14 protein-coding genes are annotated in these 14,686 nt (G+C 68.4%); 7 read left to right on the top strand and 7 right to left on the bottom strand.

Annotation, left to right across the window (positions count from 1 at the left end):
- Nucleotides 1-329: 329 nt before the first annotated feature.
- The 5 genes from glgX (at nt 330) to upp (ending at nt 5,174) form a co-directional block, all read left to right on the top strand.
- Nucleotides 330-2,432, top strand: coding sequence for a glycogen debranching protein GlgX (glgX, locus tag AAHG03_RS21610; protein ID WP_342153100.1), 2,103 nt, complete (start codon nt 330-332; stop codon nt 2,430-2,432).
- Between the two features lie 493 nt (nt 2,433-2,925).
- Nucleotides 2,926-3,444, top strand: a complete 519-nt coding sequence (locus tag AAHG03_RS21605; protein WP_342153098.1) for a hypothetical protein — start codon at nt 2,926-2,928, stop codon at nt 3,442-3,444.
- Nucleotides 3,445-3,486: 42 nt separating this feature from the next.
- Nucleotides 3,487-3,972, top strand: a complete 486-nt coding sequence (locus tag AAHG03_RS21600; protein WP_342153097.1) for a phosphatase PAP2 family protein — start codon at nt 3,487-3,489, stop codon at nt 3,970-3,972.
- A 177-nt stretch (nt 3,973-4,149) separates the two neighbouring features.
- Nucleotides 4,150-4,419 (top strand): phosphatase PAP2 family protein, encoded by a 270-nt coding sequence (locus AAHG03_RS21595; RefSeq protein WP_342153096.1) that lies wholly within the window; start codon nt 4,150-4,152, stop codon nt 4,417-4,419.
- A 104-nt stretch (nt 4,420-4,523) separates the two neighbouring features.
- Nucleotides 4,524-5,174 carry a uracil phosphoribosyltransferase gene (gene upp / locus AAHG03_RS21590; RefSeq protein ID WP_342153095.1) on the top strand — a complete coding sequence of 217 codons (651 nt, stop codon included), beginning with the start codon at nt 4,524-4,526 and terminating at the stop codon, nt 5,172-5,174.
- A 152-nt stretch (nt 5,175-5,326) separates the two neighbouring features.
- Here the strand turns inward: upp and AAHG03_RS21585 are convergent, their stop codons facing one another.
- From AAHG03_RS21585 to AAHG03_RS21570, 4 genes are all read right to left on the bottom strand, one after another.
- The gene (locus tag AAHG03_RS21585; RefSeq protein WP_342153151.1) at nt 5,327-6,208 is read right to left on the bottom strand and encodes a 3-hydroxybutyryl-CoA dehydrogenase; all 882 of its coding nucleotides are present in this window, start codon (nt 6,206-6,208) and stop codon (nt 5,327-5,329) included.
- Between the two features lie 152 nt (nt 6,209-6,360).
- On the bottom strand, nt 6,361-7,314 hold the full coding sequence (locus AAHG03_RS21580; RefSeq protein WP_342153093.1) for an electron transfer flavoprotein subunit alpha/FixB family protein: 954 nt from the start codon (nt 7,312-7,314) through the stop codon (nt 6,361-6,363).
- Between the two features lie 71 nt (nt 7,315-7,385).
- A complete protein-coding gene (locus tag AAHG03_RS21575) occupies nt 7,386-8,135 on the bottom strand; it encodes an electron transfer flavoprotein subunit beta/FixA family protein (protein WP_342153091.1) in 750 nt (249 codons plus the stop codon).
- Nucleotides 8,136-8,296: 161 nt separating this feature from the next.
- Entirely contained in the window at nt 8,297-8,869 is a 573-nt protein-coding gene (locus AAHG03_RS21570) for a cob(I)yrinic acid a,c-diamide adenosyltransferase (protein WP_342153089.1), read from the bottom strand.
- Nucleotides 8,870-9,407: 538 nt separating this feature from the next.
- Here AAHG03_RS21570 and AAHG03_RS21565 point away from each other — a divergent pair.
- Nucleotides 9,408-9,620: a hypothetical protein gene (locus tag AAHG03_RS21565; protein ID WP_342153087.1), complete on the top strand. Its 213-nt coding sequence runs from the start codon at nt 9,408-9,410 to the stop codon at nt 9,618-9,620.
- A 78-nt stretch (nt 9,621-9,698) separates the two neighbouring features.
- Here the strand turns inward: AAHG03_RS21565 and AAHG03_RS21560 are convergent, their stop codons facing one another.
- Genes AAHG03_RS21560 through AAHG03_RS21550 form a run of 3 tightly spaced genes read right to left on the bottom strand, consistent with a single transcriptional unit; the run spans nt 9,699 to nt 12,909 of the window.
- Nucleotides 9,699-10,439 (bottom strand): uracil-DNA glycosylase, encoded by a 741-nt coding sequence (locus AAHG03_RS21560; protein WP_342153085.1) that lies wholly within the window; start codon nt 10,437-10,439, stop codon nt 9,699-9,701.
- A complete protein-coding gene (locus tag AAHG03_RS21555) occupies nt 10,436-11,944 on the bottom strand; it encodes a bifunctional metallophosphatase/5'-nucleotidase (RefSeq protein ID WP_412759779.1) in 1,509 nt (502 codons plus the stop codon). Before AAHG03_RS21555 ends, AAHG03_RS21560 begins: the two co-directional genes overlap by 4 nt.
- 8 nt (nt 11,945-11,952) lie before the next feature.
- Entirely contained in the window at nt 11,953-12,909 is a 957-nt protein-coding gene (locus tag AAHG03_RS21550) for a class I SAM-dependent methyltransferase (protein ID WP_342153082.1), read from the bottom strand.
- A gap of 207 nt (nt 12,910-13,116) precedes the next feature.
- On the opposite strand from AAHG03_RS21550, the gene hemH reads away from it, so the two are divergent.
- Nucleotides 13,117-14,187 carry a ferrochelatase gene (hemH, locus tag AAHG03_RS21545; RefSeq protein ID WP_342153081.1) on the top strand — a complete coding sequence of 357 codons (1,071 nt, stop codon included), beginning with the start codon at nt 13,117-13,119 and terminating at the stop codon, nt 14,185-14,187.
- The last annotated feature ends 499 nt before the right edge of the window (nt 14,188-14,686 follow it).

Raw genomic sequence — 14,686 nt, 5'->3', positions numbered from 1 at the left:
CCTGCCTGATGCGAGACCGAGCCTCCCCAGCCAACTCCTCACCGTCATTCCGGGGCGCGAAGCGAACCCAGACCCGAAGGGGCGCGCCGGAGGCGTGCAATCCATGACTGGCCGCGACGCATCACACAGCCGCGCATCACGGGTGGATTCCGGGTTCCGCTTCGCGGCCCCGGAATGACGGCGGAGGGGTGAAAACCGGACCGTTGTCATCCTTTGGCCGGTCCGAACCTTGAGCGGCCCCGCCCGCGGCTTGAGCTTCGCCCCACCAGTCTTTAACCCCAACAAGGAGGCCCGGCGCCCGTAAGGCGCGCCCACGACGAAGGACCGGGATGATCGTCATCGAGGAGGGCCTGCCGACGCCGCTCGGCGCGCATTTCGACGGCCGCGGCGTCAACTTCGCCCTCTTCTCGCAGCACGCGACCGCGGTCGATCTCTGCCTGTTCGAGCCGGGTGCCCGCTACGAATCGCGCACGATCCGCCTGCCGAGCCGGACCGACGACATCGTCCACGGCTACGTCCACGGCCTGCTGCCGGGCCAGCTCTACGGCTACCGCGTCTCCGGCCCGTGGGAGCCCGCCGCGGGCCACCGCTTCAACCCCGCCAAACTCGTCCTCGACCCCTATGCCCGCGAGATCGCCGGCCGCATCCGCTGGCACGACGCGCTCTACGGCCACCGCCGCGGCGGCGCCCGCGAGGACCAGATCGACCGCCGCGACAGCGCCCCGTTCATGCCGCGCGGCGTCGTCACCCGGCCCGACGCCCCAGAACCGACGCCGCTCGCCGCCCCCCGGCCGCTGCACGAGACCGTGATCTACGAGGCCCACGTCAAGGCGCTGACCATGACGCATCCGGCGCTCTCGGACGCGGAGCGCGGCACCTATCTCGGGCTGGCCCATCCGGCGATCATCGAGCACCTGCTCAAGCTCGGCGTCACCGCCCTCGAACTCCTACCGATCCAGGCCTTCGCCGACGACCGCTTCCTCGTCGAGAAGGGACTGACCAACTTCTGGGGCTACCAGCCCTTCAACTACTTCGCCCCCGAGCCGCGCTATCTCGGCGGGGGTGACGCCAGCGCGCTGCGCTTCGCCATCCGCGAACTGGCCGCGGCCGGCATCGAGACCCTGATCGACGTGGTCTACAACCACACGGCCGAGGGCGATCATCTCGGGCCGACGCTCGCCTTCCGCGGCATCGACAACGCCAGCTACTACAAGCTCGATCCGGAAGATCGCCGCCGCAACATCGACTGCACCGGCTGCGGCAACACGCTGAACGTCGCCCATCCCCGCGTGATGCGGATGGTGCTCGACAGCCTACGCCACTGGGTCACGGTCTACGGCGTGGCGGGCTTCCGCTTCGATCTCGCCTCCAGCCTCGGCCGCGCCCCCTACGATTTTTCGCCCGAAGCGCCGTTCTTTCAGGCCGTGCAGCAGGACCCTATCCTGTCGCGCGTAAAACTCATCGCCGAGCCGTGGGACATCGGCATGGGCGGCTATCGGCTCGGCGGCTACCCCTACGGCTGGAGCGAGTGGAACGACCAGTTCCGCGACAACCTCCGGGGATTCTGGCGCGGTGATCGCGGCACGCTCGCCAAGCTGACGCAGGGCCTCTCGGGCTCGCGCGAGATTTTTTTACCGTCCGGCCGCTCGCCGCTGGCCAGCATCAACTTCGTCGCCTCCCACGACGGCTTCACGCTGGCCGACGCGGTCGCCTACGAGGAGAAGCACAACGAGCCCAACGGCGAGGGCAACCGCGACGGCCACGGCCACAACCTCACCTCCAACTACGGAATCGAGGGGCCGACCGACGATGCCGAAATCCTCGGCGTCCGCGCCCGCCAGAAGCGCAACATGCTGGCCTGCGTGTTCTTCGCCCAAGGCGTGCCGATGCTGCTGATGGGCGACGAGCGCTCGCGCACGCAGAACGGCAACAACAACGCCTATTGCCAGGACAACGCCGCGAGCTGGATCGATTGGGAGACCGATCCCGATCCGGCGCTCACCGAATTCGTCGCCAACCTCGCGGCCCTGCGCCGCGTCTGCCGGTCGCTGCGGCGGCGCCGCTTCCTCATGGGGGCCGAGGTCGAGGGCACCGGCCTCAAGGACGTGCACTGGCTCTCCCCCGACGCCGCCGAGATGGACGGCGCCGCCTGGGCCGACGGCGAACGCCAAGCCTTCGGCATGCAGATGAGCAACGACATCGCCGGCTCCGAGCGCGTGCTGATCCTGATGAACGCCGCGACCAGTCCGTGCCCCTTCGCCCTGCCGCCTACGCTCGGCGGCCCCTGGCGCCCGGTCTTCGACACCACGCTCCCCGTCGGCACCGTCCCCGAGGGCAGCCGCCCGGCGGTCGAGGCCGGCGGCACGGTCGATCTGCCCGCGCGGGCCGTGCTGGTGCTGAAGGGGGCGCCGGCTCTGCCGCATCAGGGGTAGAGCATCGGCCCGAAAGACGGCCGCCGGCCGGTCGGAGGAAGCCGATGGGGCATAAGAACCGGGCGCGGCTCCCACGCGCCGCGATTCGGGCTGCCTGTGAAGCCGTCCGTGGACGCCGTGCCGAGCGTTGCGGTCGTGCCTCGGCATCGTCCGCGGCCGATGCTTCGCAGGGGCTCGATCTCCGCCGTCATCGCCGCCTCGTCGAGCCGTGCAGGTGAACTCAACAGCGGGATGGAGCTGAAACTAAGCTTCGGCGTTAACTCACGTCGCTTCCGTATCCATTGGATTTATCATCCCAGTGTTTAGTGTCATTCAGAGTTTATTGCCAAATTCAGATCATTTACTGATGGATGTTGATTGGCAATATCCAGTCCTGCCGTCTGCTTGATGTTATCATCTTTAATTTTCGTGGTTTGTGTATAAAATTTCCCTATTGTGATTCGAAATAAGTCATGCATGATCGGCGCTCCCAATATTGATCGGGAGAGCGGTTGTGGCCGAAAGCGCGATTTATTTCTGGAATGAAGTTGCCCTCGAACTGGCTCGCCGCGATTACGAGCCGTTCGTCGGCTCGTCCGGCGCACCCATGATCATGCCGGAGCAGGCCGGGCCGACCCGGACGTCGCGGGCTCTGGCGATGATCCACGTCGCCATGTACGAGGCCCTGGCGCTGAGCGATCCGGCCTCAGGCCTGACGCCGTTCGGCCTCGCGGTCGGTGCGGCTCCCGCCGGACCGGTCGGCGCCGCGGCGACGGGCGCCGCCGTCTCGACGATGCAAGCCTTGTTCAAGAACGCCGCGCAGAAGGCTTACGTCGAAGACAGGGCGGCGTTCTACACGCAGATGCTGCGGGCGGGCGGCGCCACTCAGGCCTCGATCGATGCAGGCAAAGCCTTCGGTGCGAAGGTCGGCGCCGCGATGATCAAGGACCGGGAGGGCGATACGCCGATCGTCGGGCAACCCGACGACAGGAACTATAAGGTCGAACGATGCCATCACCAGGCGGACCCCTAAGCCTTCGATCAGGGCCGGCTCAATCCGCGCTGGGGCGAGCTTGTGTCGTTCTGCCGCCCGACGACGAAGCCCGAAGCGGCGGGCTACGACAACACCACGATCCTCGGCGCGCCGCCCCTCTGCGATCTGTCCGATTCGAACGGTCGGTACAGCAAGGAATACACCGAGGTGCGCGACAAGGGCGACGCCCGCTCGACGCACCGCACGCTCGACGAGACGATCATCGGCCTGTTCTGGGCCTATGACGGGGCGTGGCGGATCGGCACGCCGCCGCGGCTCTATAATCAGTGCGTCCGCGCCGTCGTGGAGGCTCATGACGAAAAGTCCGAAAAGAAATTCGGGGAGGCCGCCCTCGCGCGGCTGTTCGCCCTGATCAATGTCGGCATGGCCGATGCCGGGATCGTCGCGTGGCAGGCCAAGTACGCCCACGATCTCTGGCGGCCGGTGATCGGCATCCGGCAGGAGGACGAGGGCTTCGGACCCGGCAAGCACGAAGGGAAAGCCGTGGTGAACGGCGATCCGTTCTAGCGTCCTCTCGGTGCGCCGCAGACCAATCAGCGCGGCGCCCTGTCCCGGACGCCGAACTTCCCGGCCTACCCGTCCGGCCACGCGGCCTTCGGGACGACCTGTTTCGAGATCGTCCGCCAGTTCCTCGTCGATGAGGGGGGCGATCCCAACCTGTCCTTCGCGGTCGAGTCCGAGGAGTTGAACGGCCGCAACGTCGATCCCGATGGCTCCGTGCGCACCGCTCATCGGCGCACGCTGAACCTCACAAAGGCCATCGCTGAGAACATCGAATCCCGTGTCTGGCTCGGGGTCCACTGGCGCTTCGACGGTGAGGGCCTTCCGCTCGCGCAGGGCGGATTGCCCCTGGGTGGTCGGGCCATCGGCGAGTACCTCGCGCCTAAGATCCGGGAATGCTTCTCTCCGCCGCCTCCCGCCGAGGAGACGAAGCAGGAGGAAAAGACCGTCTGAGGGCTCCGCGCCCGACATCCGAACGGATAACCCCGCGAGCCGTCTCGGCTTCGCGGGGCCTTCGTGGCATCGTGCGCCGTCAGACAGGGTGGAGGCACGGTTCGATGCAGGCGGCAAGCGGCGGGGCGTCTGCGGTGACGGTGGTCGATCATCCGCTCGTCCAGCACAAGCTGACGATGATGCGCGACCGCGACCGCTCGACGAAGGGGTTTCGCGAACTCCTCAACGAGATCGGCATGCTGCTGGCCTACGAGGTGACCCGCGACCTGCCGCTGGAAGAGATCTCGATCGAGACGCCGATCGGGCCCATGGAGGGCCGCCAGATCGCCGGCAAGAAGCTCGTGCTCGCCCCGATCCTGCGGGCCGGCGTCGGCTTCCTCGACGGGATGCTCTCGCTGATGCCCTCGGCGCGCGTGGCCCATATCGGGCTCTACCGCGACCCCGACACGCTCCAGGCGGTGGAGTATTACTTCAAGTCGCCGTCCGACCTCGGCGACCGCACCGTGCTGGTGCTCGACCCGATGCTGGCGACCGCCAACTCGGCGGTGGCCGCGGTGGAGCGGCTGAAGAGCCGCGGCGCCAAGGACCTGCGCTTCGTCTGCCTGCTCGCCGCCCCCGAGGGCATCGCCCGGTTCCAGGCGGCGCACCCGGACGTGCCAGTCTGGACCGCAGCGATCGACGAGCGCCTCAACGAGCACGGCTACATCGTCCCCGGCCTCGGCGACGCGGGTGATCGGATGTACGGGACGCGGTAGACAAAAACCTGGCCCACCACGTGGATCGTGCGGCAGCACCGTATGGCCCGGCGCGAAGAGCGCCGCGCGCAGCGGCCTCGGCTACGCCGAGGCGTCTAGCGGAGCGAGAAGCCTAAGGCCGCGGACGCGGCCGCCGGCGCTTGAGGCCCGAATTATCTTGTCGGAATCGGCGTCTCGCCGCGATAATCGTAAAAGCCGCGCTTGGTCTTGCGGCCGAGCCAGCCGGCCTCGACGTATTTCACCAGCAGCGGGCAGGGGCGGTACTTCGAATCCGCCAGGCCCTCGTAGAGCACCTGCATCACCGACAGGCAGGTGTCGAGACCGATGAAGTCGGCGAGCTGGAGCGGACCCATCGGGTGGTTGGCGCCGAGCTTCATCGCCGTGTCGATCGATTCGACCGAGCCGACGCCCTCGTAGAGCGTGTAGATCGCCTCGTTGATCATCGGCAGCAGGATGCGGTTGACGATGAAGGCCGGGAAATCCTCCGACATCGTCGAGGTCTTGCCGAGCCGGCCGATGAAGGCCTTGGCCGATTCGTAGGTCGGGTCTTCCGTGGCGATGCCGCGGATCAGCTCGACGAGCTGCATCACCGGCACCGGGTTCATGAAGTGGATGCCGATGAAGCGGTCCGGCCGGTCGGTCGAGGCGGCGAGCCGCGTGATCGAGATCGAGGAGGTGTTGGTGGCCACCAGCGCGTCGGGCTTGAGCGACGGGCACAGGTCCTGGAAGATCTTGCGCTTGGTCGCCTCGTCCTCGGTCGCGGCCTCGATCACGAGGTCGCAGGCGCCGAGGTCGGCGAAGCCCCGGGCGAGGCCGATCCGCTCCAGGGCGGTGCGGCGCTGATCCTCGCTCAGGCTGCCCTTCTGCACCTGACGCGTGAGGTTCGCGTCGATCTGCGCGAGGCCGGCGTCGAGCCGCCCGGAATCGCGGTCGTTCAGCCGGACGTCGAGGCCCGAGGCCGCGCAGACATGCGCGATGCCGGTCCCCATCTGGCCGGCACCGATGATGCCGACCGTCTTGATCTCGATGCCCATACCCGTCTCGCGTCTCACCTGCTGCGGCATCGCCGGGCGAACCGCCTGTATACCATGCGGCACTGCAACAAATGCGTCAAACCGGACTCGTTCCAAGCCCTGGGGCCCATTGGCCCGCGCCCGCCCCAAGGCGAGCGCGGAATGGTCGATTTTTACCGGTCCTTCGCCTTGGCGATCTCGGCCTGCAGGTCCGGCACGACCTGGAACAGGTCGCCGACGAGGCCGTAATCCGCCACTTGGAAGATCGGCGCGTCCTCGTCCTTGTTGACGGCGACGATGACCTTCGAGTCTTTCATGCCGGCCAGATGCTGGATCGCGCCGGAGATGCCGACGGCGACGTAGAGATCGGGGGCGACCACCTTGCCGGTCTGGCCGACCTGCCAGTCGTTGGGGGCGTAGCCGGCATCGACCGCCGCGCGCGAGGCGCCCACCGCGGCGCCCAGCGCGTCGGCCAGCGGCTCGATCAGCTCCTTGAATTTTTCCGAAGATCCGAGCGAGCGGCCGCCGGAAACGATGAACTTGGCCGACGCCAGCTCCGGCCGGTCGGACTTGGCGATCTCTTCGGACTTGTAGGCGGCACCGAGCGCGTCGGGTGCTGCCGCCGAGACCGCCTCGACGGCGGCGGTAGAGCCGCCCTCTTCCGCGGCCTTGAAGGCGGCGGTGCGGACCGTGATGACCCGCTTGCCCGCACCCGCCTGCACGGTCTGGATCGCGTTGCCGGCGTAGATCGGCCGCTCGAACGTGTCGGGCGAGACGACCTTGATGATGTCGGAGACCTGAGCGACGTCGAGGAGCGCGGCGACGCGGGGCAGGGTGTTCTTGCCGGTCGTCGTCGCGGCGGCGACGATGGCGTCGTAGGGCTCGGCGAGCGAGACGATCAGCGCCGCGTTGGTCTCGGCGAGGTCGTGGTCGTAAGCCGCGTCCTCGGCGTTCAGCACCTTCTCGACGCCGTCGAGCTTACCCGCGGCCTCGGCCGCCGCCTTGGAGTTGGCGCCGGCCACGAGCGCGTGGATCGGGCCACCGAGCTGCTTGGCCGCGGTGAGGGCCTTGAGCGTGCCGTCCTTGATCTTGCCGTCGGCGTGCTCGACGTAGAGGAGCGTGGTCATCGAGAGACCTTTCGAATGAGGGGGTTAGCGCCGCTCGACCTTCCGGGAGCGGCGCGCGAGTCTGGAAAAAACTAGAGGACGCCGGCCTCGACCTTGAGCTTCTGGACGAGTTCCGCCGCGGAGCCGACCTTGACGCCCGCCGAGCGGCCCGGCGGCTCGGCGACCTTCACCACGGTGAGCTTCGGTGAGACATCGACGCCGAGCGCGTCGGGGGCCAGCTCCTCCAGCGGCTTCTTCTTGGCCTTCATGATGTTGGGGAGCGAGGCGTAGCGCGGCTCGTTGAGGCGCAGGTCCGTCGTGACGATAGCCGGGAGCTTCAGCGCCACGGTCTGGAGGCCGCCATCGACCTCGCGGGTCACGTCGATCGCGCCCTCACCGAATTCGAGCTTGAACGCGAAGGTGCCCTGCGGCCAACCGAGCAGGGCGGCGAGCATCTGGCCGGTCTGGTTGGAATCGTCGTCGATCGCCTGCTTGCCGAGGATGACGAGTTCGGGGCTCTCCTTCTCGACGACCGCCTTGAGGAGCTTGGCCACCGCCAGCGGCTCGCAATTCACGTCGGTCTTGATCAGGATGGCGCGGTCGGCGCCCATGGCGAGCGCGGTGCGCAACGTCTCCTGCGCCTGCTGCGGGCCGATCGAGACGGCGACGATCTCGGTGGCCTTGCCCTTCTCCTTCAAGCGGATCGCCTCCTCGACGGCGATCTCGTCGAAGGGGTTCATCGACATCTTGACGTTGGCGAGTTCCACGCCCGACCCGTCGGCCTTCACCCGGATCTTCACGTTGTAGTCAACGACCCGCTTGACGGGCACCAGAACCTTCATGGCAGTCGCTTTCCTCCGTGCCGTCGGATGGCAGGCGGGCGCCCGTGAGGCGGCCACGCCCGTGCGACGGCAATCCGATCTTGATTGTCTGAGCGGCGGGACCGTAACGAGCCGATTTCCCGCTTGTCAACGCGCCTATCTGGAGGAGTGGCCTGCGGAATCTAGCGGTTCTGGCCGGGAACCCAGAGCACGTCGTCGGCCCCGTCGCGGTTGGCCGCGCGGGAGGCCACGAACAGGAAGTCCGACAGGCGGTTGAGGTATTGCAGCGCTTCTGCCGAGATCGCCTCGCGCTCGTTGGCCGAGAGCGACACCACCAGCCGCTCGGCCCGGCGGCAGACGGTGCGGGCGAGATGGAGCGCGGCGGCCGTGGGCGAGCCGCCGGGCAGCACGAAGGACTTCAGCGGCGGGATGTTTTCGTTCAGCGCGTCGATCTCGGTCTCCAGGCGCTGCACCTGGGCGGCCACCACCCGCAGCGGCTCGTAGCCCAGCGGCTCCTCGCTCGGCGGGGTGGCGAGGTCGGCGCCGAGATCGAACAGGTCGTTCTGGATGCGCGCCAGCATGGCGTCGAGGGCCGGCTCGGCGTGGAGGCGGGCGAGCCCGAGGCAGGCATTGGTCTCATCGACGGTGCCGTAGGCCTCGACCCGCAGATCCGCCTTCGAGCGCCGCTCGCCGTTGGCCAGCCCGGTCGTGCCCTTGTCGCCGGTGCGGGTGTAGATGCGGTTCAGCTTGACCACGGCGTTCCTCCCCCGCGGGTTTTATTGTGAACCCGCTGGGGATGGTGTTTCGCGTGAGGCCGGACTTGGCAAGGGGGTGGTCCGCGCCGCTGACGGTTCGAAGCCGGTGATAGGACCGCTGCCTTCTCAGCCACTCCGTCATTGCGAGGCGAAACTGACGCAATCCAGCGCTCCGCATGGGTCGAATGAGGCGCGGCGCTGGACCGCTTCATGAGCGCATTCGCCCTTTCCGGCGTCGTCGCGCTCTGGATTGCGTCAGTTTCGCCTCGCAATGACGGCGTAGGGCGGTCATCGATGCGATCAGCCGGGGGACGGATAATTCCACTGCCATGCTGTCAGAGCACGCAAACCGGAATGATATCCCGCCGTATCCACCCTAAAGCATCGCCCAGCTCTCAAATGATGGATTTAATCCCGACAATCCGCCCCTGAGCCATGCATCGACGGAATATCGGCTTCGCGGCATCTGGCATACCAAATCCCAGTGTGCAGTGCGATATAAAATCCAACGCAACGCACCAAGCACGGACCCGCCCCGATGATCGCTCTCCTCGTTCTCGCTGCCGCCATCGCCAACGTGTCGCTCGTCGTTTTCCTGGCCGAGCGCTTCGGCGGTGAGGGCTCGCACGTCTCCGCCGGCGAGCTGACCAGCCTGCAGGCGACCGGCACCGCGCACACCGCTCCGGCCAAGACCTACGCCTCGGCCAACGAGAACGTCACGCTCCCGGCCGGCGCCCGCCTCGCCGCATAATCCTTCCGAACATCGCTTCGGTAGATCGGCCCCGCCCCTGTGGCGGGGCTTTTTGCATGTGCGAAGAGGAACGATATTTCAGGTGAGGCGCCAGTCGATCGGCGCCCGTCCGTTTTGTTCGAGCCATGCGTTTGCGCGCGTGAAGGGCTGCGATCCGGGGAAGTCGCGGGCGCGGTTGAGCGGGGAGGGGTGGCCCGAGGCGATAACGCCGTGGCGAGCCGTGTCGATCAGCGCCTCGCGGGCGCGGGCCTGGGCGCCCCAGAGCAGGAACACGGCAGGTTCTTCGCGAGCCGAGACCGCCGCCACCGCCTCGTCGGTGAGCTGCGACCAGCCGAGCCGCAGATGCGCCCCGGCCTTGCCGGCCTCGACCGTCAGGGCGGAATTGAGCAGCAGCACGCCGCGCTCCGCCCAGGGCGTCAGGTCGCCGGTCGAGAGGTCGGGTTTCTGGCCCTCGGGCGCGAGTTCGGCGAGGATCACCTTGAGCGAGGCCGGGAGGCGGCGTCCGCCGACATAGGAGAAGGCGAGCCCGTTGGCGTCGCCCGGCGTCGGGTAGGGGTCCTGGCCCAGGATCACCGCCTTGACCGCGGGTAGCGGCGTCAGCGTCAGCGCCCGGAAGATCGCCGACGGATCGGGCAGGACCTGCGCGCCGGCCGCCACGCGGGCATCGATTTTTTTCGCGACCGCGTCGGCGGCGCCCTCCCGGAAGAAGGGGAGGGCGAGCCAGGGGGAGCCGCCGTCGCGGAAGGCCGCGAGCGCCGCCGCGACGGGGCCGGCGGAGGGCTCGGCCGAGGGTTCGGCGAAGAGATCAGGCTGGGTCACGGCAGAACCTTGAGGCGTGGGCCCGTCACCGCCGGCAGTGGTGCGTGGAGGCGGATATAGGTCATCACCTCGTTGGCCAGGAGCTTTCCATCGGTCGCGCCGATCAGGGTGCGGCCCTTCGCCAGCATCCCGTAATCGTTGCCGCCGCGCAGCATGAAGTCGTTGGCCGCGACCCGGTAGGTTCGGGCCGCATCGAGCGGTTCGCCGCCGACATCGACCGCGACGACCCGCCGGCCGGGCGGCGCCTTGGGGTCCAGCGTCACGGTGAGGCCGGAGACGTGCAGGAAGCGGCCGGATGAGCGGCCAAGGTCGCGAAAACCGTTCTCCAGGGCTTCGCGCAGCGTCGCGCCGTCGATCGCCACCAGCACCACCGAGTTGCCGAACGGCAGTTCGCTGAGAATGTCGCGGCGGGTGATCGCGGCGCCCGCCGGATAGAGCCGGTCGCCGCGGATGCCGCCGCCGTTCATCAGGCCGACCTCGGCGCCGGTGCCGGCCCGCACGGCGTCGGCGACCAAGCTGCCGAAGCTCGATTCGTGCCGCCGGACGCTGGCGATGCGGCTGTCGAGGGGCGCCAGCGTCGTGCCGAGCACGACGTCGAGTTCGCGCGATAGGTCGCCTTCGAGATGGGCGACGAGCGCCGCGGTCTCGGGGTCGGGCGTCACCTGCGCGGTGTCGTGGACGCGGAAGGCCGCGCGCCAGCGCAACGGACCGTCGCCCGCGGCGGTGACGAACACGTCGACGGCGGTGACGTAATGGGCGTCGTGGCTCGACTCGACCAGCACCGCCTGCCCGTCGTCGCGCACCACGAGGTCGTGGTCGTGGCCCGAGAGCAGGATGTCGACGATCCGGGCCCGCACGATCGCGTCGTCGGTGATCCGCGCGGTGTGGCACACGCCGACGATCATCTGCGCGCCGGCCGCGCGGAGTTTCTGGGCCTCGGCAGAGAGCGTCTCGATCTCCGGCCCGAAGCGGAGGTCGCCGGACTGCGACTTTTCCGGCGTCGATTGCAGCGCGATGCCGACAAGCCCGAGCCGGACGCCGCCGAGCTCGATCAGCGCCGAATCCCTCACTCCCGGCAGCGGTCGGCCGTCGCCGTCGCGGAGGTTGGCGGCGAAGAACGGGAAGCGCGCCTCCGCCTGCCGCTCGGCGAAAACCTTGGGGCCGAAATCGAATTCGTGGTTGCCCGGCACGAACACGTCGGGCGGGGCGAGGTTGTGCAGCGCCACGATATGGGCGCCCCGGTCGAAGCCCGACATCAGCGAGGGCGAGAAGCAGTCGCCCGCATGGGCGTAGAGCAGCGGCACGCCGCGGGCGCGTTCCGCCTTCACCACGGCGTTGAGCCGGGCGAAGCCGCCGCGGCCCTCCGCCTCGCCCATGGCGTAGATGTCGTTGACCAAGAGCAGCGTGAAGGTCGGCGTGGCGGCGAACGCCTGTCCGGTGCCCGCCGCGATCAGGCCGGCACCCAGCCCCGCCACGGTGGCGCGGCGGGTAAGGTGACTCGGCAACATAGCCTTCAGCGCCGGGCGAGCCCGTCCCGCACCGCCTTGGCGTTGCGCCGCAGCGCCGGCCAGATCCAGGCGCCGGAGGCGAGGAACAGCCCCGCCGACATCGGCTTCAGATCGACCGCGAGGCGCTCGGCGAGGCCGGGATTCTTCAGCGGCGCGGGCGGCGCGTCGGTCTTGCGATAGACCACCGTGGTGTCCTCGCGCCAGTACTCGGTGTGCGGCACGAGGCCGGCGCGGCGGGCGAGCAGATCGAAGGTCTCGCGGACGTAGCCGTGGACATGGGCGAAGTGGAAGCGCTCGTGCGGCGGCTTGCCGGTGGCGGCCATGTTCGGCACCGCCGCGTAGAGCACGCCGTCGGGCTTGAGCCAGCGGGCCAGCCGCTCCACCGCCTCGGCCGGGTTGCGCAGGTGCTCCAGCACGTGATGCGTCGAGATCACGTCGAAATGCCCGGCCGGGAAGGTCTCGGGGTTCTCGGCCTCGTCCAGCACGGTGACGCCGTGGTGCTCGCGGGCGTAATTCGCGTAGTCGCGGCCCGGCTCGACGCCGGTCACGTCGCAGCCGCGCTTTCGCGCCTCGGCCAGGAACTCGCCGGAGCCGGAGCCGAAATCGAGCAGCCGCGCGCCGGGCTTGAGCTTGGGCGCCAGCAGGTCGGCGCGGAAGGTCGCCTCGCGGGCCGAGCGGTTGAGGTGGTGGCGCGGCGGGCCGCCCGCGAAGGCGAGTTGGTAATCGGCCCGGTAGGCGGTGGCGTAGTACTCGGCCAGCTCGTCCGGCGTCGGCATCGGGTCGGTGCGGATCAGCCCGCACTGGGTGCAGGCGATCGAGCGCAAGGTCTTCAGCCGCCGGTCGGTCTCGGCGACGGTCACGGCCTCGCGCGATCCGCACAGATTGCACGCCGTCGGCGTCCCCGCGTAGGGGTAGCCGGTGAACGGCACGAAATGCTGCAGGAAGTAGCGGGGGGACGGCATGTCGCGCTGGCCTCCGAGGCGATTTCGGGCGAAGGATTTCGCCACACTCTCCATCGCAATTCGTCATAAGACCGCGAGCAGAGATTCTTGGTCTTGGACGGCCGCCTGCTCTAGATCGAACGGCGGGAGCGCACAACCTGATCGCCTTGAGGCCTCGACGACGGCCCTGCGTCAGAGGGAGGCGGCCTGCCCGTGACCGGAAGCCCGATGAACGAACGCGTCGAACCCCAGACTCTCTTGCGCGAACCCGTTCGCGTCGCCCCCACCACCCTGCCGCCCGACCATCCGGCGGTGCGGACCGGCCGCGTCGGCGTGCTGCTGATGAACCTCGGCACCCCCGAGGGCACGAGCTACTGGCCGATGCGCCGGTACCTCAAGGAATTTCTGTCCGACCGCCGCGTCATCGAGGTGCCGCGCCTGATCTGGTGGCCGCTCCTCAACCTCGTCATCCTGTCGAAGCGCCCCGGGCCGAAGGGCCGCGACTACGACAGCATCTGGAACAAGGAGCTGGACGAGGGCCCGCTCAAGACCATCACCCGCGGCCAGTGCGAGAAGCTTCAGGCCGCCATGGGCGACACCGTGCTGGTCGATTGGGCGATGCGCTACGGCAAGCCCGAGGTGTCGGTGCGCATCCAGGCGCTGCTCGACGAGGGCTGCGACCGCATCCTGCTCGTGCCGCTCTATCCGCAATACGCGGCGGCGACCTCGGCCACCGCCTGCGACCAGGCGTTCAAGGCGCTGATGCAGATGCGCTGGCAGCCGACGGTCCGCGTCTCGCCGCCCTATCACGACGACCCCGTCTATATCGAGGCCATGGCCCAATCGATCCGCGAGGGGCTGCAAAAACTCGATTTCGAGCCGGAGGTGATCCTCACCTCGTTCCACGGCGTGCCCAAGAGCTACCTCTTGAAGGGCGACCCCTACCATTGCCAGTGCCTCAAGACCGGCCGCCTCATCCGCGAGGCGATGGGCTACAGCCCCGAGCGGATGCGGGTGACCTTCCAGTCGCGCTTCGGCAACGAGGAATGGCTCAAGCCCTACACCGACGAGACCGTGCAGGCGCTGGCCAAGTCCGGCGTGAAGCGCATGGCGATCGTGGCGCCGGGCTTCACCGCCGACTGCCTGGAGACGCTGGAGGAACTCGACGGCGAGAACCGCCACTATTTCGAGGAGAACGGCGGCGAACACTACGCCTTCATCCCCTGCCTCAACGATTCCGACCTCGGCATGCGCGTGATCGAGCACGTGGTGCGGCGGGAATTGCAGGGGTGGATCTAATCCGGTCCGCGCCGCCCTTGCGGAACCGGTGGTGGCATGCATACCTATCGCTCACGCGGAACACGGTTCTGAGGTGAGAACGGCCTCCTCACGCGCCCATGCCGTCACGGTGTGGGCAAAGTAGCGCGAGCCGCCAAGCGGTTCGGGTGAAGAGATCCGGAGTTGGGCATCCCGGCAGGTGTCCGTGATCTGCGTTCGCATCGGGGGTTCCGGGAAGCCGGGACCCCCGACGTGTTTCAGCGCCGCCGCACGGCGACGCGCTCCCGCCAGGGTCGAATCTAATGGTCGTTGTGCGATCGGCCGATTGACCGTGTTCGAAGTCCGGGACAGCCCTGCCTTCAAAGCGCCCATCCCCCGCCCTGACTTCGCCTTGCACACCCCCGGAGCCCATGCTAGGCGACAGCCGCGCCATGGGGAGACCCTTCAGGGCCTTCCGTGCCCGGCGCCATTCCAATCCCCACGGTCTTGCAGCCTTCGCCGTCACGGGCGGACGCGGGCT

The sequence above is a fragment of the Methylorubrum subtropicum genome (genome assembly GCF_038442325.1).
GTDB classification, from domain to species: Bacteria; Pseudomonadota; Alphaproteobacteria; order Rhizobiales; family Beijerinckiaceae; genus Methylobacterium; species Methylobacterium subtropicum.
This window is presented reverse-complemented; position numbering and strand designations above follow the sequence as displayed.